This is a genomic window from Pseudoalteromonas sp. A3 (assembly GCF_025942345.1).
Lineage (GTDB): Bacteria > Pseudomonadota > Gammaproteobacteria > Enterobacterales > Alteromonadaceae > Pseudoalteromonas > Pseudoalteromonas atlantica.
Map to the genome: position 1 here is coordinate 308 of NZ_JAPCKL010000012.1, position 21,992 is coordinate 22,299.

Genomic DNA, 21,992 nt, shown 5'->3' on the forward strand with positions numbered 1-21,992 from the left:
AGCATTTGCTATGTGAAAGTAGGACATTGCCAGGCTCCAAATAAGAGAAACCCGTTACAGAAATGTAACGGGTTTTTTGCTGTCTGGGATTTAATAAATAGCCAGGCCCATGGCTAACTCACCAGAGAAGTAAAACAGCTCGAAGGCGAGCCCGGCCAACGATAGTGTAGCATTTGCTATGTGACTCTCTATCGCTATGGGCACTACGACATTGCCAGGCTCCAAATAAAAGAAAGCCCGACTCGAAAGAGCCGGGCTTTTTTACGTCCGTAGAAAAGTAAAATGCGGACAATTAATGTACACTTTTCTACTTCTAGAATGTAGGTCGGGCGAGCGTAGCGATACCCGACGCAAAAAACATCGATTATAGTTATTGTGTTCTTATCTCACGAGCTGGATTACCAGCAACAACAGTATCCGCCCCTACATTTTTAGTGACGACAGATCCCGCACCAATAACACTGTTATCCCCAATGCATACGCCCGCTAAAATAATTGCACCTGCGCCAATCCACACGTTGTTGCCTATTGTAATAGGAGCAGCAAAGTTTTCTTTATTCAGTCGCTGTGTAGGGTTAACAGCATGGGATACAGTCAATAGCTGAACATTGGGGCCAATTAAGCAGTCATCACCAATGCTGATAGCTCCTTCACTAATTGGGGCATCTAATACCGTACAGTTAATGTTTATGAAGCTACGATCACCAATAGCTATTTGATTACCATAATCGCAATGAAAACCTGATTCTATAATTACGCCTTCACCGCATTGAGCGAATAGCTCTTTAATGCGTTTTAAATTACCTTTACTCGGGCTTTTATTAAAGAGTCGGCATATTTCGCCTGTTTGTTTACGTAGGGCTAAAAGCTCTTTGTTTAAGCTATTAAATGGCTGCATTAAAGTTTCTTCGTTTAGTTAAGAGATACTGTGACTATTTTACCTTTATTATTACTTGTTGAAAGCTGCTTTATTTTTACTCGTTCACTTGCCATTTAACTTGTTTCGTTTAGAATTGCACATCTTTCGAAACGAAACTTAATCTGCGAGCTTTATGACTAAACGAAACACCCAGCAACGCCGTCATTTAATACTTACTCAAGTTAATGAGCTAGGTGAGGTGGCTGTTGAAAAGCTTGCGGAGCAGTTTCAAACATCTGAAGTAACCATTCGTAAAGATTTAACCGCGCTTGAAAAAAGTGGCCTGTTACTGCGCCGTTACGGTGGTGCTATTGCACTGCCTAAAGAAATTGTAAGTGACGAAATAGACTCTAAGCGTAAGGTCGCAATAGCTAAGGCTGCTGCTGCACTTATAAAAGATCATAACCGCATTATTATTGATAGCGGGCGTACTACGGCCGCTATGATCCCAGAGCTTGCAAATAAGCGCGGGTTAGTTGTAATGACCAACGCGATTAAAGTGGCGAGCCGTTTACTATCACTTGAAAACGAGCCAACACTTTTAATGACTGGCGGAACATGGGATCCGCATTCTGAGTCGTTTCAGGGGCAAGTTGCCGAAAACGTATTATGCTCTTATGACTTTGATCAGCTATTTATTGGTGCAGACGGCATAGATGTAAAACGCGGCACGACTACTTTTAATGAGTTAGTCGGCTTAAGCCAAGTTATGGCAAAGGCCGCCCGTGAAGTAATAGTAATGGTTGAATCAGATAAGATTGGCCGAAAAATACCAAATTTAGAATTACCGTGGAAAATAGTAACCACATTAATAACCGATACTGGCTTAGCAGATGATAAACGCAAAGCGATTGAGGCGTGTGGTGTAAAACTAATTTGTGCAGAGATTATTGAATAGTAACTACAAAGCGAGTTACTAGAATTAAAAAATTAATGGAGACACTATGTGTGGAATAGTTGGGGCAGTTGCAGAACGTCCAGTAAACAAAATTTTAGTTGAAGGCCTTAAACGTCTTGAATACCGTGGTTATGACTCAGCAGGCGTAGCCTTGCTTGATGGCAACACACTTAATACGGTAAAAGCAGTAGGTAAAGTAGTAAACGTAGAAGCTGCACTTGAGAAAGCAGGCGTTAGCGGCCATACAGGTATTGCACACACACGCTGGGCAACACACGGTAGCGTTACTGAAGAAAACGCTCACCCGCATGTATCAAACAACCAGTTAGCACTTGTGCATAACGGTATTATTGAAAACCACGCAAGCCTACGCGCATCGCTTAAAGAAGAAGGTTACGAGTTCCTATCTGAAACCGATACCGAAGTAATGGTGCACTTAATTCATAAGCTTCGTAAGCAACACACTACGTTACTTGCATCTGTTCAAGCAGCGGTTAAGCAATTTGAAGGTGCGTTTGGTACGGTTGTATTTGATAAAGCAAACGACAACGAAATCATCGTAGCTCGCTCAGGTAGCCCGCTTGTTATTGGTTTAGGCCTTGGCGAAAACTTTATTGCTTCTGATCAGTTAGCACTATTGCCAGTTACACGTAGCTTCATATTTTTAGAAGAAGGTGATGTAGCCCGTATTACTCGCGACACAGTAGAAATTTTTGATGAAAATGGCGACGCTGTAGAGCGTGAAGTTGTTGAATCAAACATCACGCAAGATGCTTCAGGCAAAGGCGATTACCGCCACTACATGCTAAAAGAAATCTACGAGCAACCACTTGCGGTACGCAATACCCTGGAAGGACGTTTAAACGACGACCGCGTATCAATTGATGCCTTTGGCGACAGCGCTCAGCAAATATTTAAAGATGTAAAACACGTACAAATTATTGCCTGTGGTACGTCATACCACTCAGGTATGGTTGCCCGTTACTGGCTTGAGCAATTTGCAGGCGTTAGCTGTAATGTTGAGATTGCCTCTGAGTTCCGTTACCGCCAGTCGTTTGTTCATGAAAACAGCCTACTTGTGACTATTTCACAATCGGGTGAAACAGCCGATACGCTAGCTGCATTACGCTTAGCTAAAGAGCAAGGTTACATGGCCTCAATGACCATTTGTAACGTACCGGGTTCATCGCTTGTGCGCGAATCTGATCTTGCCTTTATGACTAAAGCCGGCGCAGAAATTGGTGTAGCTTCTACTAAAGCATTTACTACGCAATTAGTTGGTTTGTTAATGCTTACTGCGTCTATATCGCAAGAAAAACAGCTTGATCAAAGTGCCATTGTAAATGCAATTAAAGTACTTCCTGCTAAGCTTGAAGAAACATTACTACTCGCTGATGGCATTGCAGACCTTGCAGAAGAATTTGCCGACAAGCATCACTCACTGTTTTTAGGCCGTGGCTCGCAATACCCAATTGCAATGGAAGGTGCGCTTAAACTTAAAGAAATTTCGTACATTCACGCAGAAGCCTACGCAGCGGGTGAGCTAAAACATGGCCCACTTGCACTTATTGATGCCGACATGCCAATTATTGTTGTAGCACCAAACAATGAGCTATTAGAAAAGCTTAAATCAAACGTAGAAGAAGTACGTGCACGTGGCGGCATTATTTACGTATTCGCAGATAAAGATTCACACTTTGAGTCAGACGACACAATGCGTGTAATCAACGTAAACCACACAGACGACATTATTGCGCCAATTGTTTACACACTGCCATTACAGTTACTGTCGTACTACGTAGCGGTAATTAAAGGTACCGACGTTGACCAACCACGTAACTTAGCTAAATCGGTTACTGTTGAGTAAAATCAAAAGGTTGGTAATTACCTGTTAAAGATAAAAAGGCGCTTAATGCGCCTTTTTTTGTACCTCAAAGCCTGTTAGATTAAATAACACACTATTTTCTAAAGGATTAGTAATGCGTTTATTAACCGCTGTTTTTATATGTAGTTTATTTCTATTTTATTCTAGTAGCACACTTGCAGAGCCTGATTTAAAACAGCAAACCATTAGCTATACGCAACAAACACATACTATTAATTCAGCCGTTTTAAACGAAGAACGCACAGTTGTAGTCCAGCTTCCAAAGAGTTATCAAGCTAATCCAAGCAAAGTTTATCCGGTCATTTATCGTCTTGATGGCGCGGGTAACATACCGCTTATAAGTGCAGTGATGGAGCGATTACAAAATGATAATCGTGCGCCTGAAGTTATTATTGTCGCTATTGAAAATACCAATCGCTTAAGAGATTTATACCCCACAGTTAATAAAGAGCCACAAGGTCCAGTAGGTGAAGGCGGTGGTGCAGCAAAGTTTTTAGCATTTATTGAGCAAGAGCTTATGCCCTTGATTAATAAAAGTTACCGTACGCACAGCTTTAATGTAATTGCTGGGGGCTCAGCGGCAGGCGTGTTTGCACTTTATAGTATGCAAGCTAACCCTGAGCTTTTCCAAGCGCATATTGCGTATAGCCCTGCCGTTTGGTGGAACTATGGCGCACCGGTAAAAGCGACTAAGTCGTTTATCAATAAATCAAAAGATCTGAATAACTATGTTTATATAAATATTGGTGAAGAAGCCGGTATAATGCGTGAAAGGTACGATGAATTACAGCAATCACTGCAATCGCATAAAGTGCAAGGGTTACGCTTTTTTAGTGATGCGTTCAATGGTATCTCGCATGGCTTAACCTCTGCTGCAGGCATATTTAATGCCTATTACAACTTATTTTTACCTAAGCAAATGCCAATCAGTGCTTTAAGCGATGATATAGAATCTATTGATGCTTATTATCAAACATTATCTCAGCAATGGGGCGAGCAAATATCTCCACCAGATCGTGCTGTTAGATCACTCGGTTATAACTTAACGGGTAGCAAGCAGTTTACCCGTGCTATAGAAGTGTTTAAATACAATATAAAAAACCACCCAAAATCAGTCGATGCGCTTTCGGCCTTGTCCTACGTTTATGAAATGCAGGGCGATACTCGCCAAGCGCTTGAACAGATGGAATCTGCTTTAGCGATAGCAGACGACTCATATCCTTATATAAATTATTTAAGAGAAACAAAAGCTAGGTTACAAGCAGAACTTAGCAAGAACTAATAATATTGCTAACTTAGTTGTTGGCTTTTTATGAAAGCCTCTTTAAGTTTGGAGTGCTCACGGTGACAGTCAAAATTCCTCGAAGCTTGTAGCTCGACGCTCGCAGCCATTACTTAAACCACATTAAAATCACTAATCCCTACTTAATAAGCGCTAAATACGCTAAAATTACAGGCTACTTTTTTAGCAATAAGCCCACAATTTTATGACCTCAGCAACAAGCCCTAGCACCTTTAACGATCTTGGCCTTATTCCAGAGCTACAAGCTCGTTTAACCGATTTGGAATATAACCAACCTACGCCAATTCAAGCTAAGGCGATTCCAAGTGTACTGGCAGGTAGCGATTTAATTGCGGGGGCAAATACTGGCTCAGGTAAAACAGCGACGTTTGCATTGCCTATGCTACAAACCCTATTTGTAGAGCAAGGCGCTAAAAAAACAGCGAGCAAAGGTAACTTTGTCACTGGGCTTATTTTGGTACCTACGCGCGAGCTTGCTACGCAGGTGGCCGATAGCGTTAAATCGTATTCTGCTAACTTTAATGGCGCTATTAAAACGGTGGCGGTGTTTGGTGGTGTGTCGGTTAATACACAAATGCAGGCTCTACGCGGCGGCGCCGATATCATTGTTGCAACGCCAGGGCGTTTGCTCGATTTAATCTCAAGCAATGCTATTAAGCTCGATAAAGTAACAACCTTAGTGCTTGATGAAGCCGACCGCATGTTAAGCCTTGGCTTTACCGAAGAGCTTGCTGAGTTATTAGCGTTAATGCCTGCTAAAAAACAAACTATGTTGTTTTCAGCAACCTTCCCAGAGCAAGTAACACAATTAACGCAAGAGCTGTTAACCAACCCAGTAGAAATACAAGTTCAAAGTAAAGACGAAAGCACGCTTGTACAGCGCGTATTTACAGTTAATAAAGGCGAGAAAACCACGGTTTTAGCGCATTTAATTAAAGCGCATAAATGGCGCCAAGCACTTATTTTTGTAAACGCTAAAAAAGACTGTGAGCACCTAGCAGGTAAGCTTGAAAAGCGAGGTATTAACGCACAGGTATTTCATGGTGATAAAGGCCAAAGTGAGCGTACTCGCGTAATAGAAAAATTTAAAGCGGGCGAAATAGAAGTACTTATTGCCACCGATATAGCAGCCCGTGGTTTAGATATTGCCAAACTGCCTGTTGTTATTAACTTTAACTTACCGCGCAGCCCCGCTGATTATATGCACCGTATTGGCCGAAGCGGCCGTGCCGGTGAAGTTGGCCTAGCGTTATCGTTAATTGATTACGAAGACTTTCATCACTTTAAAATAATCGAAAAGAAAAACAAACTGCGTTTAGAGCGCGAAGAAGTAACCGGTTTTGCGGTAAACCAAGCAAACCTTGATGCAGCACAAGCACTTAAAAACGATAAGCCAATGGCAAAGCCAGAGGGCACAGGTAAGAAAAAGAAGAAAAAAGCCGACGTTGAAGATGTGTGGAGTGGTTGGAGAAAAAGATAAGCCTTAATACATATAAGTTATTAAACTCGAATTAATAAAAACCCTGCAAATTATGCAGGGTTTTTTATTGGTATTAGATTGTTTAGCTATACAGCATATTAAAACTTAGACGGAGCTGGTGGCACCACTAAGGGTTGCTTAGGGTTTTCTTTAAGCTCCTTTAATAACTCTTGTACAGCACGTTCTATTGATGGATCTTGGCCTTTATAAATAAGCTCTGGGCGATCAACCACTTTAATATCAGGAGCAACGCCTTCGTTTTCTATAATCCAGTTACCTTGGGTATCTAAAATACGGAAAGTAGCCGCAATGACTTGCCCGCCATCTACAAGAGCAGGGTTGCCAGAAATACCAATTAAGCCACCCCACGTACGCGTACCAATTAGCTTACCTAAACCCGCTTGGCGGAAGTAGTAAGGAATTGCATCACCGCCTGAGCTTGAATAGCCGTTTATTAGCATTGCTTTAGGACCATCGTGTGCAAACTGTGGCGTTTTAGTCGGCTCAGTGCCTCGGCGTTTCCAATAGTTAAGTGGTTTACGTGCAAGCCAGGTGATCATGTGCTCAGGAATATAGCCACCGCCATTGTAACGGTCATCAATAATCATGGCGTCTTTGGTGGTTTGCGGCATGTAATTTTTAAACATGGCGCGGTTACCTTCATACGCTGTATTTGGCAGGTGTACGTAGCCAATACGCCCATTTGATAGCTTATTTACGTAGGCTGCACGCGAGTTAACCCAATCTAAATAACGTAGGCCTTGCTCACTGGCTATAGGTTTTACTGTTACTTGCCACGCGCCTTTGCTACGCGGTTTACTGTTTAGCACTAGCTCCACTTGCTCGCCTTGGGTGTTTTCAAGGAGTTCGTAAAAGTTAGCAACGTCTTTAACCGAGCGGCCGTTTACCGCAATTATGTAATCGCCGTTATGTGCTTTTACGCCTGTGGTGCCCAGCGGTGAGCGGAAATCGTCATGCCAGTTTTCACCTTTAAAGATTTGCTCTATTTTTACATAACCCGATGGATCGCTTGCAAGCTTAGCGCCTAATAAACCGTGGTTTTTACGTTCTGCTTTTGGCATATCACCCGATTGCACGTAAATATGGCCGGAGTTAATTTCGCCAGCAATTTCGCTAAGTACGTAATCAAGGTCGCTACGGTGGCTAATAGCATCAGCCATAGGTTGGTATTTAGCTAAAATAGCATCCCAATCTTGACCGTGGTGGTTTTCGTCGTAGAACCAATCGCGCAGTGTGCGCCAGCCTTCTACGTACATTTGTTGCCACTCAGCTTGCGGGTTAATTTTAAGCGTCATTTTGCTTAAATCGAGCTTGTTGGCGTCTAGGTCTTGCTTGGGTTTAGGCTCAATTAAGCTGTAACCGCCGCTTGTATGTACAAGCAGGTGCTCGCTATTGCTCGATATAGTGTAATGGCTAACGCCTTTAGCCACGGTTTCTAGCTCGCTATCGTGTTCGGTGCCTACAAGTTGTAATCCACCATTGGCAAGTGTTAGTACGCCGTCTTTTACTGCGGTTAAGCCACGGTAATCGCCAGCAGGAGCATTAAGCGCGGTAACACGTTGCATGAAGTCGTTGCTTTGCAGTGCGTTTTTAACTTTTTTGTCGTCTTCTTTTTCGTCGTCATCGTCTTTTACAATTGTGGTTTCGTCACTTTGTAAGGCAATAAGCGGTTTAACACTGTCGTTTACTGCAGCCGCATAAATACGGGTGGCGCGGTTAAACATGTAGTCAAACTCGTAGCTGCTAAACGCAAGGTTAAAGTCGCGCTCAGAGCTAAAGTAAAGGTATTGGCCATCTGGCGAAAAGGTTGGGTTTTGCTCGTTACTCATTTCATCTGTTAGGCGCGTTACCTTTTCTTTTTTAAGGTTGTAGTGCCACAGTGAGGCATAACGGTTTTCGTTATTTTTAACATACACAATGTCTTGGCTGTTAGGCGACCACGTATACTGAGTAATGCCGTCTTCGTCGTAAATGCCGGTATCAATTTTGTGTTGCTTGCCCGATTTTGCATCTAACCACCACAGTGTGTGGTTTTTATCTGCAAATAATAATTTTGAGCTATCAGCTGACCAAATAGGCGTAAAGCGCCAAATAGTGCCATTGCTAGTGAGCTGTTTAATGGCATTATTTTTACTGCGATCTTTTAAGTAAATTTCGTACTCGCCGCTTTCATCGCTCATGTAAGCAATGTAACGCCCATTTGGCGACCAACTTGCGTCTATTTCACGGCTCTTATCTGTGTACGATAAGTTACGCGTAGGGCCTTGTTTAACAGGTACACTAAATAGCTCGCCACGGGCTGTAAATACAGCACGTTTGCCATCGTGAGAAATCGACATAGAATCAATAAAGTCGCTTACATTTTTGCTGTACGGCATAGCGTATTGGCGCACACCGGCAATGTTAATGCTCAGCTTAGTGCTTTTTTGTGTTTTTGCGTCAAAGCGATATAAGTAACCGCCGTTTTCGAACACAACCGCATTAGGGCCTGCTGAGGGCCAAAGTACGTCAAAGTTTTTAAAGTTGGTGAGCTTTCTAGGCTCACTGCCTTTGCGATATTGGTAAAGGTTTAGTGTGTAATCACGATCAGATACAAAATAAATATTGTCGCCAACCCAGGTAGGTTGTTGGTCGGTTGCACGGTTAGTGGTAAGTTGCTCTGAGGTGTTATTTTCTAAATCGTAAATCCATACGTCTTGCGCGCGGCCGCCACGGGTGCGTTTCCAGGTACGAAACTCACGGTCAATAGGCGTATAAACATACTTGCTACCATCTGGGGAGAGCATACCGCCGCCTGTTTCTGGAATAGCTAAAGGTTGCTCAAGTCCACCGTCGGCAGGGACCATATAAGGGCGACCCATACGTTTACCCCATGGTGTGCGGTTTGCTCTAAACACCACATTTTTACCATCGGCGGTCCAATCTAAAACGCGGTAATCAAAGCCACCACGCGGCGGCATTGGGCCAACATCGTTGTAGTATGTAAGCTGCTTAAGGCCTGAACCATCGCTGTTAATTACATAAACTTGGCGGCTGCCGTTATACTCAGCCGAAAACGCAATGCGCTTACCATCAGGAGAAAATTTAGGAAAGGTTTCAAAACCAATGTGGTCGGTTAAACGTTTGCTTTCGCCGGTTTGTGTATTAGCAATATAAATATCGCCGCTGTAAACAAAGGTCACGTTTTGGTTATGAATATCAGGAAAGCGTAGTAAGCGAGTGTCTTTAGTTTCATAGGCCGATACGCTCGGTGCAATAACCGCAGCCAAGGCAAGCGCCAATGTTGTTAATTTTTTCATGGGATTACATCCTATATTAATAGCTGTTACATCATAACAATAAGGTTATAAATAGCGATGCACTTGCGATAAAAGGTCTGTTACAAAATGTGAATAAAAAAAGGTTGGCATTAAAACGCCAACCTTCAAGGGAGTACTCTTTTTAAAGAGTGAAATTAGTGGTCGTGGTCGTCTTCTTCTTCCTCTTGCGCAATACCAAGCCAAGTAATTGCACTAGGAGCAAAAGTAAGCTCAACCTCACTTTCAATTTCTAAGTCTTCAAGGTGTACTTGCACAACGTGCTGAGCAATAGGGTCGGCTACATAAGCAAACTGACCATTTTGCGCCACTGTCATGCTAAAGCTCATGCCCTCTGGCATGGTTGATACATCTTGCTCGGTAATATCAACTTGGCCTTCAAGCTCCCAATGCATTTCGCCATCATGGTCGTGTGCACTAAATACATTTAAAAAGCCTAAGCTGTCTAATATTAAAAAGTGCTCGCCATGGGCAGAAAAAGAATACGACACAGCACTTGCGCCATCGGCTAGTTGCCATTCTAGTTCTTCAATTTGTGCTGTTGCTGGGTTAATAGTTACAATTATGGCTTCGCCGCCACCATGGCCAGATGCTACGCCAATAAAGGTCTCGCTATCTTCGTGGCCATAAATACTACCAATGCGTAAATCGCCAACGGCTGCAATGTTCGCTATTTTTTCAGCTTCGTATTCATCATCGTGCTGGTGGGCTAATAACACACCATCGCTACAACCAAATGCCACGTAGTCGTGGTTTTGTGCAGCACCGTGTAAATCAGGGCACGTAAGGTCTAAGGTTTGTTCAAGCTCGTATTCACCATCATGAAAATGATAAACACCTACTTGGTCTGGCAGTACTTTAGCAACCGATGTGCTTTCGCTGTCATCACGGCGAAGTGTTGATAATAAATGCTCACCGCGAGGCTCTGCTACACCGTGCATATTAATATCGTAGCTAATACCCGGTAGCGTTGCTGTTGCGCTGGTTATGTCGTTATCTGTTAATACTTCAACAGAGGCAACCGTGCCTGATTCTGCATCACCATCATAAAAAACAGCTAATTGGCCGTCATGTTTTACAAGGTGAGTAGGGCGGCTGCCACTTGTTAGCTCATAACTGCTAGCTGCTGGGCTTTGCTCGTAGTCGTGTAAATGCTCGCCATGGTCTTCACGCCATAAACCACCATCAATAAAGCCTAAGTAATCTTGTGCGCGGCTTGCAATAACGGCATAACGAAAATCAGGTGATGACGATAGCGTGTTTGAATCATTCGTCAGGGTAAATGTTTCAAGTAAAGCGTTGTCATCTAGGTCATAAAAGCTGGCTTCGTTGCTATCGCCTGCAAGCACAGCTAATCTGCCCAATGAATCAATTGTGTAGCCATCATCATGGTCGTGATCATCATCGTCATGATCGTGCTCGTCTTCTACAACAATAGGATCTTTTTCTACAATATTGGTCTGGGCATCGCCACAGGCTGTAATAAATGTAGTGCTAATAGCCAGTGCAATAAGCTTTAATTTGTATAGTTTTTTCATGTTTATTTCCTTTAATTATAATTTTTTAATGCTTAAAAATAACCGCGAATGCCTAGCGCAAAGCTACGCCCTGGACGTGGTGCTATATCTTTTACAAACGAGCTGTGCACGCGTGCTTCTGTATCTGTTAAGTTGGTGCCTCGCAGGTACACAGACATATCTTGGTTTAATACTGAAAGGTCGTAAGAGATGTTTGCATCAACCAATGTGTAGCCGTCAGTTGCTGTTTCTTGTGGAGCTGTGCGGTCTTGCTTTTGATAGCGAGTAACGTGAATATGTGCACTTAGTTTATCTGTTTGATAGCTTAGTTCGCTGCCAAAACGAAGCGGTGGAGTACGGGGTAAATCGCCGCCGTCTTTTAGGCGTGCACGAACGTAATCTGAGAATAAATCTACTTTAAATTCATCGGTTAATTGCCACGCAATTTGCGCTTCAAACCCGTGTAAAATTACGTCGTCTGTTTTAAATAAATAAACCGGCAGTTCTGATGAATGGTCGTGTTCGTCGGCGCCTTCTTCATCGCCATGGTCGTGGCCACTTTCAGCGAATAAACCGGTGTCTACTTGGTAATAGTAATTATCTACTTGGTTATAAAAGGCATTTAAAATAAAGCCAACATCGCCTTGGGTTTTACGTAGTGTTAAATCGATATTATTGGCTGTTTCTAGGTCAATTGTTTGACTAGATAAACCTAAATGGCCGTCTTCATCTAAATCAAATAGTGCACCGACTTCGTAAGTGCCAGTACCAATGTGTGGCCCAAACGATAACAACTCAGAGGCAGAAGGCGCACGTTCAGAGCGCGATACAGAAAGTCCTAAATTATAGTTAGGTGTAAAATCCCACACTACGCCTGCAGATAAACTGATTGGTGTAAATTCATGCTCTACGTCAAATACACGAGTGGTCTCTGCGCATTCTTCGTGGTCGTGATCATGCTCGTCGATTTCTTCTGCTTCATCGTGTGCGTGAGCGTCAATATTTGGCAGTAATACGTCGCCTGCTTCAATGGTTACACGCTCAATACGCCCACCTAACTGCACTAAAAAATCACCAAAGTGCCTTTCTTCCATTAACGCTACAGCAAAGCTTTCGGTTTCTGATGGAGGGGTAAAGGCCTCTTCACCTTGTGCTTCAACATCGCTTTGTTTGTAATGAAAGCTAATGCCGCCATTCCACTCGCTAAATTGGTTATGTAGTAGGTCTATGCGTAATTCGTTTGTTTCGTTTTTAAATGTGGTGCCTACAGCGCCACCTTCAATTTCAGCGTGTTCGTAGTCGGTGTGGCCAACGCGAAGGTTTACTTTGTTTAGCCATTTATTATCTAGGTTGTACTCACCTAATAATTGCACTTTAGTTTGCTCTAAATCAGCAAATACGCTTTCTTCTTCGTCGCTGTGTTCTTCCTCTTCTTCCTCGCCGTGCGTATGGCCTGGAATGCCGTATTGACGATTAAATTGCTCTACTGCTAAGCCAATAAAGCCGTTATCCATTAAATAGCTAGCGCCAACAGTAAAACCATCAGACTCTTCATTACTGTTTTCAACTTTGTAATCGCCGCGATGCTCTTCACCGTCGCTATCTATATCAGCCGCTACAGGCACTTCGTAGTCATCGGCTTCACGCCAAAATGCATCGGCATAAAATGCCACCGAGTCTGTGCCTGTGGTGGCATTAAACGAGGCTACTTTTTGGTTATCTACTGAGTTATGTTCTACGTTCCACTCGCCGCGTGTTGTGCTGTCGGTTGGTACGCGGTTATCTACCACATTTACTACGCCACCAATGGCGCCACTGCCATAAAACAGTGTTGCAGGGCCGCGTAATACTTCAATTTGTTGTGCGGTAGACGCCTCTGATGCAACAGAGTGATCAGGGCCAACGCGCGACACATCACTTACATCAAGGCCATTTTGAGTAATAAGTACACGCGGGCCGCTTAAACCACGAATAATTGGTGTACTGGCTACCTTCCCGTGAAAGTTAGTATTAACGCCTGGAAGTTTTTCAAGGCTGTCGCCAAGTGTTGCAGCTTGTTGTCGCCTTAGTTGTTCGCCAGATAAAACACTAACAGGTGAGGCAGATTCCATTGCCGACATATGAATAGGGGTTGCTTCAATATCAATAACTTCAATAGGTGAGCGCTTTAAATTAAACGTAACCGATTGGTTTTCATCATTCGTTATTGTTATATCGCGATGAAGGTGAGCATAACCTGGCGCCACAACATGAAGCTCTTTTAAGCCATTGTTTAGCTCGGTTATTACAAATTTACCGTTTTCATCGGTGGTTACTTTAAGGTCTGAGCCTTCAACTTCTACTGTTGCATTGGTAACTACTTTACCTTTGTTGTTTAGAACAACACCTTCAATTGTGGATGCAAGCACACTTGCAGGTAATAAAGCTGCTATGAGAGCAGCTAATTGTGATCTAGGTTTCATTTGACTACCTTGTTAGATGTTATATTATATCAATTGTGCGAGAAATGTTATAATGTATCAATAGTAATTAACTGTTGTTACTAAAATGTCTCTTTAAAAGTAACGCTTTTGAGTAGAGGCACTAATTTAGTAGAGGAAATAATGAAGTCGAGTCAAAGTGTTATGGATCGTATGGCGATTGGGTTATCGTTAATGTGTACAGTGCATTGTTTTGCAACCCCGGTTATTTTAGCGCTATTGCCAAGCTTTGCTGTACTGCAAATAGATAGTGAACAATTTCATTTATGGATTCTTGCGGCGGTATTGCCCACCAGTTTATTAGCATTGAGCCTAGGCTGTAAAAAGCATAAACGTTTACGTTATATGGCCTGTGGCGTTATTGGGCTAGCCTTTATGATATGTGCTGTATTACTAGGGCATGAGGTTGCCGAAAAAGCGTTTACTTTAATTGGGTCGGCGTTTATTGCTGTGGCTCATTGGTTTAATTACCAACAATGCCTTAAACAAAATGACGATAACTGCCCGTGTTCAAGCGATGAATCTGATCAGGTAGCTTAGCGTTGTTAGTGCTACAAACAACTAACGTGTAGCACTTTAAATTAATCCCCTAGTGTTTAAATTTTTTAATAACCTGAAGCTAAAAGTGAGTTAAAGTAACCATCCAATATTGGTTTATTACGCTTGGCTTAGGCTAGGGCGTGCTGATCTTTGCGGGTTGAAATTTGTTCAATCTAGGGGCGATTAAATCGCGGCGCGAGGTTTGCAACCTAGTGGGCTAAGTAAAAACCGAGTAAAGCTTCCGCGTCCTGCTCACGCCCCTTACCTACATCCATGTAGGCAACAAAGAGTTTATCGCCCCTAGGCAGAACCCGAAGGGCAGCGCATGTTTGGCATTTATGCTGCGTTATCGCCTATTTATGGGGAGTAACCACACTTCATAGGCTCTGCCTTGCCTAAAAACCAAACATACTGCTGCAAATTCAACCATCAAGGATCAACACGCCCTAATGAATACTGCTTTAAAATACTTACTGTTACTTTGCGCTTTTATGTGTTTTAAATTAAGCGCAAATACCCCCTACCAAATCCCTAGAAGCAGCGTTATAGAGCTCACTGAGCCTATGACCAATCGGGTATATCCTGTTTTTATTCAGCTCCCTAAGTCATATAAAAAGCATCCTGAAAAAATATATCCAGTTATTTATTTAACCGATGCACCGTATACGTTTCCTATTGTGGCGGGTGCTACACGGTTTCCTATGAATAGCGGTAAAATGCAACAGGCTATTATAGTGGCCATTAGCTACGAAAAAGGCTCTAGAGGGTCTAATAGCCGAATTAGAGACTACACACCAAATAAGGCGCAAAGCTGGAAAAAACAAACCGGTAACGCGCAAAACCACGCGCTGTTTTTAAAAAATACTGTACTGCCGTTTATACAAAGTAACTACCGAGCAAGTAGTACACAAAAAACTTATATAGGTAATTCTTTAGGCGGTTTATTTGGCGTGACTATTTTATTTACGATGCCCGATTTATTTAACAATTATATAATTGGCAGTCCATCGGTTTGGTTTAATAACAATGCGATTTTAGCGCTACAAGCACATAAGCCTAAAGTGCCTACAAAGGTTTATATATCGGTGGGGGCAAAGGAAACCCCAAGCTTTGGTGAAGGTCAAAATATGGTGGCAGGGGCAAAGCAGTTAACGCAAAAAATTAATGCACTTAGCAGTGACAATATTGACCTAAAAAGCGTTGTTATTGAAGGGGCGAGCCATGCAACGGCATTTCCTACTACAGCTATACAAGGGCTTGATTGGGTAACAGCAAACAAGCCCTAAAAGGCACTAAAAGCTTAAGCGCTTTCAAGTTCCTGTTTCCAGTTTACTAATACTTCAATAAACTCTGGGCCTATACCACAGCAGCCGCCAATAATGCTTGCGCCTTGGCTGTACCACGTTTTTGCAAAATCTAGGTATTCTGCAGGTGAAATATCACGATACGCCTGCGAGCCTTCGTTGGCTTTGTAATCGCTTGCGATAGGTGTAAAGCCATTAGCAAATGCGCCTAAAACAACGCTTTTATTTTGTTTAGCTAATACTGCGTTGGTATCGCTAAAGGCTTGCTCTATAACCTCAGGTATTGAGCAGTTAAAGAAAATACCAGTAACATTTTGTTCAAGCAAAGCCGCTACAGCGTCACTTACCAGCTCACCAGAGCGAAGTGTCGCTTGCTCGCTTACCACATCATTTAAGGTAAATGCGTAATAACATGGCTTGTTTGAGCCTTTAAGTACATTTGCCATAACTTGCGCTTCTTCAATGCTCGATATGGTTTCGCCAATCCATACATCTACGTGCTCGTCTTGCGCTTTATATAACGTATCTAAAATAGTAAAAGCGCGTTCGCTTTCAAATAGTTCAGGGCGGTAAGAGCCAAAGGCGGGTGGTAATGAGCCTGCTACTAATACATTTTGTGTAGCGTTTTGAGCTACTTCTTTTGCAATAACGGCCGCTTGTTGCGCAAGGGCTGCGCCTTGAGCTTGGTATAACGCTTCACCTAAATGAAAGGGCACACAGGCATAACTATTAACGGTAATTATTTCAGCGCCTGCATCTATAAAACCTTGGTGAGCCTGCGTTACAAAATGTGGGGCTTCTATTAGTGCTTGTGCACTCCACAGTGGCTGTGTAAATGGTGCGCCAATGCGTTTAAGCTCGCGCCCCATGCCGCCATCTAAAATAGTTACTTTATTCATAAAGGATTTCTATACAACTAAACAATATGGCGCTATTCAACCATAATTTTTTTAGATTCATAATGAAACTTCGTCACCTTTAACATGAAAAAAGCTCAATGCTTTTTTACAGGCATAAAAAAAGCGACATCTCGCAGGAGAGTCGCTTATTTAAGTAGGCTAAACCTTACTTATAAAATACGTCTACCGTACCTTTTACTTTCATAAGTAAAGGCTGGCCGCGACGGTCTAGCGCTTTAGGCGCGGCAATTTTAATCCAACCTTCGCTAATGCAGTACTCTTCTACGTCAAAGCGTTCTTTGCCATTTAAGCTTACGCCAATTTCGTGTTCAAACACTTCTTCTACGTAATGCTTGCTACGTGGGTTAATAGAAAGCTGATCAGGTAATGCTGGTTTTGTTGAATCGGTCATGGTTTTAATCTTTATTAAAAAGTGATGCGCTATTGTAGGCAATCCACTCAATACGCTCAAGGTTTAATGCTTAGCTACTCAACTTAGCTACACAATACAAAGCCAAGTATTAACAGTGCTATCCAAATGGTTTCGGCAACAATCATAATAATTGGTTTTAAGCCCACCTCGGTGAGTTTGCCTAGGTTTGTTTTCATACCAATGGCGGCTATGGCGGCAATTAAAAAGAATCGAGAAAGCTCATTTGTGGTTTCAAGCACAATAGCGGGTAGGTTAAAGGTGCTGTTTATAATCATTAAAATTACAAAGCCAATTAAAAACCCCGGTACTTTTGGCAACTCGCCATGGTTACCTTTATTTGAGCGATTAATAACCACCATCATAATAAGTACTACAGGCAATAGCATAGCCACGCGTACTAGTTTGGTAAGTGTTGCTATATCGCCAGTTTCGGGCGATACCGAATAACCGGCACCCACTACTTGGGCTACATCGTGTATGGTGCCACCTAAAAATACCCCGGCGTTATGTGCATCAAATTCAAGGTAGTTAACCACAATAGGGTATAAAATCATTGCAATGGTCGACATGGCCGTTACGCCAATTACGGTAAGTAAGGTATCGCGCTCTTTATGCTCGCTGCTTGGCATAATTGATGAAATAGCCAGTGCTGCCGATGCACCACAAATAGCAACTGAGCCACCGGTTAGTGCGCCAAAGCGTTTTTGTAACCCAAATACTCGGGCAAGTACAACCCCTAAAATAATGGTGGTAAATATAGCGCCAGCTAACATTAGCGCTGTTTGCCAGCCCAGTGTAATTAAATCGCCCAGTGCTATACGGGTGCCAAGTAAAACAATGCCTACGCGTAAAACCGTGGTGCCAGTAAAGTCTATGCCTTTAGCGCACGGGCTGTTGCTTTGATATAAAAACGACACCGCCATCCCCAATAATAAAGCAAACAACATAGCGGGTGCGCCATAGTGTTCACTTAAAAATAAGGCAGCAAGGCCAGTCATTGCAGCAATGCTGGCCCCTTGCCATAACGGGGAAACTTTTACCTTTAGTGCACCGGTTAAGCTTTGCATTAGGCGTTAGCTGCTGTCAGTGCAACAAGCACTTGGCGTTTACGCTCGCCAGTAAATGGGCGGCGGCCATGCATAGCCATTTCGTTATCCACTAAGGCTACATCGCCATCTTGCCACGCTAAATCAAAGGTAAATTCTTTTGATAGCTCAACAATTTTTTCAAGCCCTTGTTTAGGAATGGCGCTACCATCGCCAAAGGTAATAGCAACCGATGGATTTTCGCGAACGCCTTTCCAGCCCATGTAAGCGGCAATAAGTTGGTTATAAAAAACCTGTACGCCGTTTTCAAGGGTAACTACTGCAGGTAAAACGGGGGTAATTGCTTTTAAAGAGCCATCTTCTAGCCATTCCCACTCGTAACCTAGCTCGGTAAGTTTGCTGTGTGCTTCTTCTTTGGTTTCAACACTTAGGGTGCTTTTCCAGCTGCGGCCTTGGCCCGATGTTGCATCGTCGGCTGCGGGCATGTAAGTGGTGTACTTTAAGCCTTTTTGTTCAAAGTCATTGGCTAATTGGCTATCAAACTGCTTTAAAGCGCTAAATAATTTATCTGAGCGGCAAAGCGGTGTCGCGCCGCCTTCCTCAGCTGCCGATTTACAAAAAAAGAACAGCTTACTTGGCGAAATAGGTGTTTGTGCCATTTCGTGATGAAGATAAATTTCTACATCTTTTGGTGCTTCGTTAGCGGTAAATACACGCTCGGTAAAGTTAATACGTACCGCGTTAGATAGCGACTCTTGGTACGTAAAGTTGTCGTAATCAAACCCTGCTGAAAATGTATCAAAGGTTTCGGCGCTATCAACAGGAAAGCCTCTAAACAATACAGCGCCTGAGCTGCGTAGTTTTTTAGCCAACTCGCTTTTGTTAGCGCGAATAAAAGCTACCGCTTCTTCAACGGTGCTGGCGTTATTGTTATTAACTACAATGCACGGAAAAACCGAGTCATCAAACGTTAATTGAGTAGGCACTTGGGCATAGTTAAGTTCGGTAGCTGACATTTTATTATCCTAATCGTAAATAGGGTGAAAACGGTTAAAGGCAGCTTCACAAAAGTGCCCAGGGTCGTTAAAACGGCGGTTGCTATTAAGCGCAGAAATTTGCGCCATTTCTTGCTCTGTTAATTCAAAGTCGAACAGCGCGAGGTTTTCTTTCATGCGTTCAAATTTAGAGGTTTTAGGAATAATGGCGGTGCCGCGTTGCACACCCCAGCGCAGTACAACTTGTGCTGGTGTTTTGCCATGATTTTGCGCCGCAGCTTTTACCACGCTTTGCTCAAGTACCGACTCAGTTTGATCGGCCATTTCAAGCTCAAGGTACGAAAGCGCACCCAGTGGTGAAAACGCCGTAACCGGAATATCGTACTGTTTTGCAAGCCTTACTAAGCGCTCTTGCGTTAAATAAGGGTGCGACTCAATTTGCAGCATGGCGGGTTTAATTGTGGCGTAGGTCATTAAATCGTGAATAAGCGCGCTTGAGTAATTACACACACCAATGCGTTTTGCTTTGTTGTTATGTACTTGCTCTTCCATTGCTTGCCACGTTAAGTGTAGCGGCACTTTTGCCAGTTCCATTTGTGGGTTTTGTGCATCTGGGTCTACAAACCACTCTGGTGGGTAGCGCGTTTCGATTGGTACAAACGTTTGCGCAATCGGAAAGTGAATTAAGTATAAGTCGAGGTAGTCGAGCTTTAAATCGCTCAAGGTTTTATCAATGGCAAGCTCTACATGCTCTGGCGCATGAAAGGTGTTCCATAGTTTTGATGTTACCCATAATTCTTCGCGGGTACATAGGCCGTCTTTTATTGCTTGAGCAATGCCATCGCCTACTTGTTCTTCGTTACCGTAGTCTGATGCGCAATCAAGATGGCGGTAACCTGCTTTAATAGCTTGGTACACCGTTTGCGCGCAATCTTCTTGTGCTACTTTCCATAAACCGAACCCGACTGGCGGGATGTTATTTAATGAACTCATTGGGAATTCCTGTTAAAATTGCATAATGACTTTGGTCTTGTATAAGACATAAGTTATTATACGAATCTAACAGTGTCAACACTGTGTTAACCACAAAGGAATAAATGAAAGGTGTTAAAAAACCTACAGGCAGCAAAAAGGCAGCGTTTGCTGCCTTTAAAAAATATTTAATAAGTATGCGCTAATATAACTTACTCGCGGTTAAAGCGCGGTTAATTAATCAAGTTCTATTTGGTAGTGGTAATGATCGCTACGGCATTTGCTTAAACGGTATTCAATGCGTTTACCTTCGATTGATTCGGTAATGCGCGATACCAACAATAAAGGGTCACCGGCTTTAATAGCGAGCATTTTAGCGTCGGTTTCATCTGCTAAAACGGCTTTAATGCTGTCTTGGGTTTTATGTACGGTTTGGTTAAATTTGGTTTGGTAGTAATGATACAATGTGTGCGGAATATCACTACTTTGATGTATATCAGGAAAGAAACTTTGTGGTAGATATATAGTTTCGCTCATACAAAATTCGTTATCGAGAATGCGTCTGCGAACAAGCTTAGTGACTTTGTCTTTTTTATTAAGTTGCAGCGCATCAATAACATCTTGTGGTGCAGGGCAAAGCTCAACCGACAATAGCTCGGCTTTAGGTAGGTCGGCGCCTTTACCGTCGGCCTGTAGCGGAAAAAACCTAAACAGGGCATCTTGCGCGGTATGCTCAGATACAAACGTACCAACACCTTGGCGGCGAGTAACTATTTTATCGTCGGTTAATAAATTAAGCGCTTTACGCACAGTACCTTGGCTTACGTTAAACTCTTCAGCAAGGCGAAACTCGCTCGGTAATACTTCGCCAGGTACCCAGCGTCTTTCAACAATGAGCTGTTTAATATAATCAGCCACTTGTAAGTAAAGTGGTTGAAAAGCCAAGCTTGGGCCACTTAATTTGTGATCAAACATAGAGTTACTCATTGTTATTTACCATTAAATTTAATCCACCTGTATTTATATCATAGGTGAAACTTTTTGCGCAGTTTTGCGCAAGCTCAATTAATTGTGAACTATTGCCGTGTAGTTTGTTTTTACATTATGCCTAAAAACAAATCGTTACACTACAATAGCGCACACGTAGGATATTTAAAGTGCTCAGTATTTCGTTAGAACTCATCTTGCTTATGGCGTTGTGCCTAAGCCTTGCCACCATAATGCAAACGCTTAGCGGGTTTGGCTTTGGGTTGCTGGTGGTTGCAAGCTTTACGTTGCTAGATGTTTTACCGCTCACTGCCACCACCTTTTTAGTGAGTTTATTGGGTTTAGTTAACTCAACCACTGTGGTGGTTAAAAATCGCAGTACAGTAAAAGTGCCTGAGCTTAAACTTATGTTGTATACCGGAATTCCGCTAATGCTGTTAGGTTTTATATTGCTTGAATATATGTCGGCGCATTTAACGCAGTTTTTAAACTTTATTTTAGGCATTAGTATTTTGCTATGTTGTGGCTTAATGCTAATTGGCCGTGATAGAGCAAATAAGCAAAGCGGGCGTAGCTCGTTTTTAATTGCCGGCGGCGTAAGTGGTTTATTGGGCGGGCTGTTTTCAACGTCGGGGCCGCCATTGGTGTTTCAGTGCTATAAACAAGCTTGGTCTATTGAGGCCATTCGTAGCACCTTACTTGCGGTATTTACCATTGGTGGCTTGGTCCGCGTTGGTATTGCCTTATTTGGCACCTTGCCCGAGCTCGACATTATGTTTTTAATTGCAGCGGCCATACCGCTGGTATTATTAGTAACGCAATTTGCTCGTAAATTAACGCCTTACGTTGATGCAAAATGGATTCGTATAATAGCAATTGCATTGCTTGGCCTAAGCGGCGTTTCGCTGGTGGCAACATCGGCACCGGGCATATTTTAAAAGTAACGATGTAAATAATTCATCTTAGGGTTATTTACATTGACATGGGGATTACAAT

General features: G+C 42.8%; 17 protein-coding genes. 7 read left to right on the top strand and 10 right to left on the bottom strand.

Annotation, left to right across the window (positions count from 1 at the left end):
* Positions 1 to 370 precede the first annotated feature (370 nt).
* Complete coding sequence (locus OIZ54_RS16665) at positions 371 to 898, bottom strand: sugar O-acetyltransferase (protein ID WP_264390862.1); 528 nt, start codon at positions 896 to 898, stop codon at positions 371 to 373.
* Between the two features lie 154 nt (positions 899 to 1,052).
* Here OIZ54_RS16665 and OIZ54_RS16670 point away from each other — a divergent pair, with 154 nt between their 5' ends.
* From OIZ54_RS16670 to OIZ54_RS16685, 4 genes are all read left to right on the top strand, one after another.
* Positions 1,053 to 1,817 carry a DeoR/GlpR family DNA-binding transcription regulator gene (locus OIZ54_RS16670; protein ID WP_004588893.1) on the top strand — a complete coding sequence of 255 codons (765 nt, stop codon included), beginning with the start codon at positions 1,053 to 1,055 and terminating at the stop codon, positions 1,815 to 1,817.
* Between the two features lie 46 nt (positions 1,818 to 1,863).
* Positions 1,864 to 3,684, top strand: coding sequence for a glutamine--fructose-6-phosphate transaminase (isomerizing) (gene glmS / locus OIZ54_RS16675; RefSeq protein ID WP_264390863.1), 1,821 nt, complete (start codon positions 1,864 to 1,866; stop codon positions 3,682 to 3,684).
* Positions 3,685 to 3,796: 112 nt separating this feature from the next.
* Entirely contained in the window at positions 3,797 to 4,984 is a 1,188-nt protein-coding gene (locus OIZ54_RS16680) for an alpha/beta hydrolase-fold protein (RefSeq protein ID WP_264390864.1), read from the top strand.
* A 205-nt stretch (positions 4,985 to 5,189) separates the two neighbouring features.
* Positions 5,190 to 6,485 (top strand): DEAD/DEAH box helicase, encoded by a 1,296-nt coding sequence (locus OIZ54_RS16685; protein ID WP_264390865.1) that lies wholly within the window; start codon positions 5,190 to 5,192, stop codon positions 6,483 to 6,485.
* A gap of 98 nt (positions 6,486 to 6,583) precedes the next feature.
* Here the strand turns inward: OIZ54_RS16685 and OIZ54_RS16690 are convergent, their stop codons facing one another.
* The 3 genes from OIZ54_RS16690 to OIZ54_RS16700 form a co-directional block, all read right to left on the bottom strand.
* The gene (locus OIZ54_RS16690; protein WP_264390866.1) at positions 6,584 to 9,805 is read right to left on the bottom strand and encodes a S41 family peptidase; all 3,222 of its coding nucleotides are present in this window, start codon (positions 9,803 to 9,805) and stop codon (positions 6,584 to 6,586) included.
* 155 nt (positions 9,806 to 9,960) lie between these two features.
* A complete protein-coding gene (locus OIZ54_RS16695) occupies positions 9,961 to 11,361 on the bottom strand; it encodes a 5-methyltetrahydrofolate--homocysteine methyltransferase (RefSeq protein ID WP_264390867.1) in 1,401 nt (466 codons plus the stop codon).
* A 32-nt stretch (positions 11,362 to 11,393) separates the two neighbouring features.
* Entirely contained in the window at positions 11,394 to 13,802 is a 2,409-nt protein-coding gene (locus tag OIZ54_RS16700) for a TonB-dependent receptor (RefSeq protein ID WP_264390868.1), read from the bottom strand.
* A gap of 141 nt (positions 13,803 to 13,943) precedes the next feature.
* Between OIZ54_RS16700 and OIZ54_RS16705 the strand changes: the two genes are divergently transcribed.
* A complete protein-coding gene (locus tag OIZ54_RS16705; RefSeq protein ID WP_264390869.1) occupies positions 13,944 to 14,360 on the top strand; it encodes a MerC domain-containing protein in 417 nt (138 codons plus the stop codon).
* Positions 14,361 to 14,809: 449 nt separating this feature from the next.
* Positions 14,810 to 15,646 carry an alpha/beta hydrolase gene (locus OIZ54_RS16710; protein ID WP_264390870.1) on the top strand — a complete coding sequence of 279 codons (837 nt, stop codon included), beginning with the start codon at positions 14,810 to 14,812 and terminating at the stop codon, positions 15,644 to 15,646.
* Positions 15,647 to 15,660: 14 nt separating this feature from the next.
* Here OIZ54_RS16710 and OIZ54_RS16715 read toward each other — a convergent pair whose 3' ends face one another.
* From OIZ54_RS16715 to OIZ54_RS16740, 6 genes are all read right to left on the bottom strand, one after another.
* The gene (locus OIZ54_RS16715; protein ID WP_264390871.1) at positions 15,661 to 16,563 is read right to left on the bottom strand and encodes a homocysteine S-methyltransferase family protein; all 903 of its coding nucleotides are present in this window, start codon (positions 16,561 to 16,563) and stop codon (positions 15,661 to 15,663) included.
* Between the two features lie 166 nt (positions 16,564 to 16,729).
* Entirely contained in the window at positions 16,730 to 16,975 is a 246-nt protein-coding gene (locus OIZ54_RS16720) for a DUF3297 family protein (protein ID WP_024034014.1), read from the bottom strand.
* An 83-nt stretch (positions 16,976 to 17,058) separates the two neighbouring features.
* A complete protein-coding gene (locus tag OIZ54_RS16725; protein WP_264390872.1) occupies positions 17,059 to 18,063 on the bottom strand; it encodes a YeiH family protein in 1,005 nt (334 codons plus the stop codon).
* The gene (locus OIZ54_RS16730; protein ID WP_248463058.1) at positions 18,063 to 19,058 is read right to left on the bottom strand and encodes a TauD/TfdA family dioxygenase; all 996 of its coding nucleotides are present in this window, start codon (positions 19,056 to 19,058) and stop codon (positions 18,063 to 18,065) included. The genes OIZ54_RS16725 and OIZ54_RS16730 overlap by 1 nt, the downstream gene beginning before the upstream one ends.
* Positions 19,059 to 19,067: 9 nt before the next feature.
* A complete protein-coding gene (locus tag OIZ54_RS16735; RefSeq protein ID WP_029773103.1) occupies positions 19,068 to 20,030 on the bottom strand; it encodes an aldo/keto reductase in 963 nt (320 codons plus the stop codon).
* A 216-nt stretch (positions 20,031 to 20,246) separates the two neighbouring features.
* Positions 20,247 to 20,996 carry a GntR family transcriptional regulator gene (locus OIZ54_RS16740; RefSeq protein WP_004586029.1) on the bottom strand — a complete coding sequence of 250 codons (750 nt, stop codon included), beginning with the start codon at positions 20,994 to 20,996 and terminating at the stop codon, positions 20,247 to 20,249.
* Positions 20,997 to 21,166: 170 nt separating this feature from the next.
* On the opposite strand from OIZ54_RS16740, the gene OIZ54_RS16745 reads away from it, so the two are divergent.
* Positions 21,167 to 21,934 carry a sulfite exporter TauE/SafE family protein gene (locus tag OIZ54_RS16745; RefSeq protein ID WP_264390873.1) on the top strand — a complete coding sequence of 256 codons (768 nt, stop codon included), beginning with the start codon at positions 21,167 to 21,169 and terminating at the stop codon, positions 21,932 to 21,934.
* Positions 21,935 to 21,992: the final 58 nt, after the last annotated feature.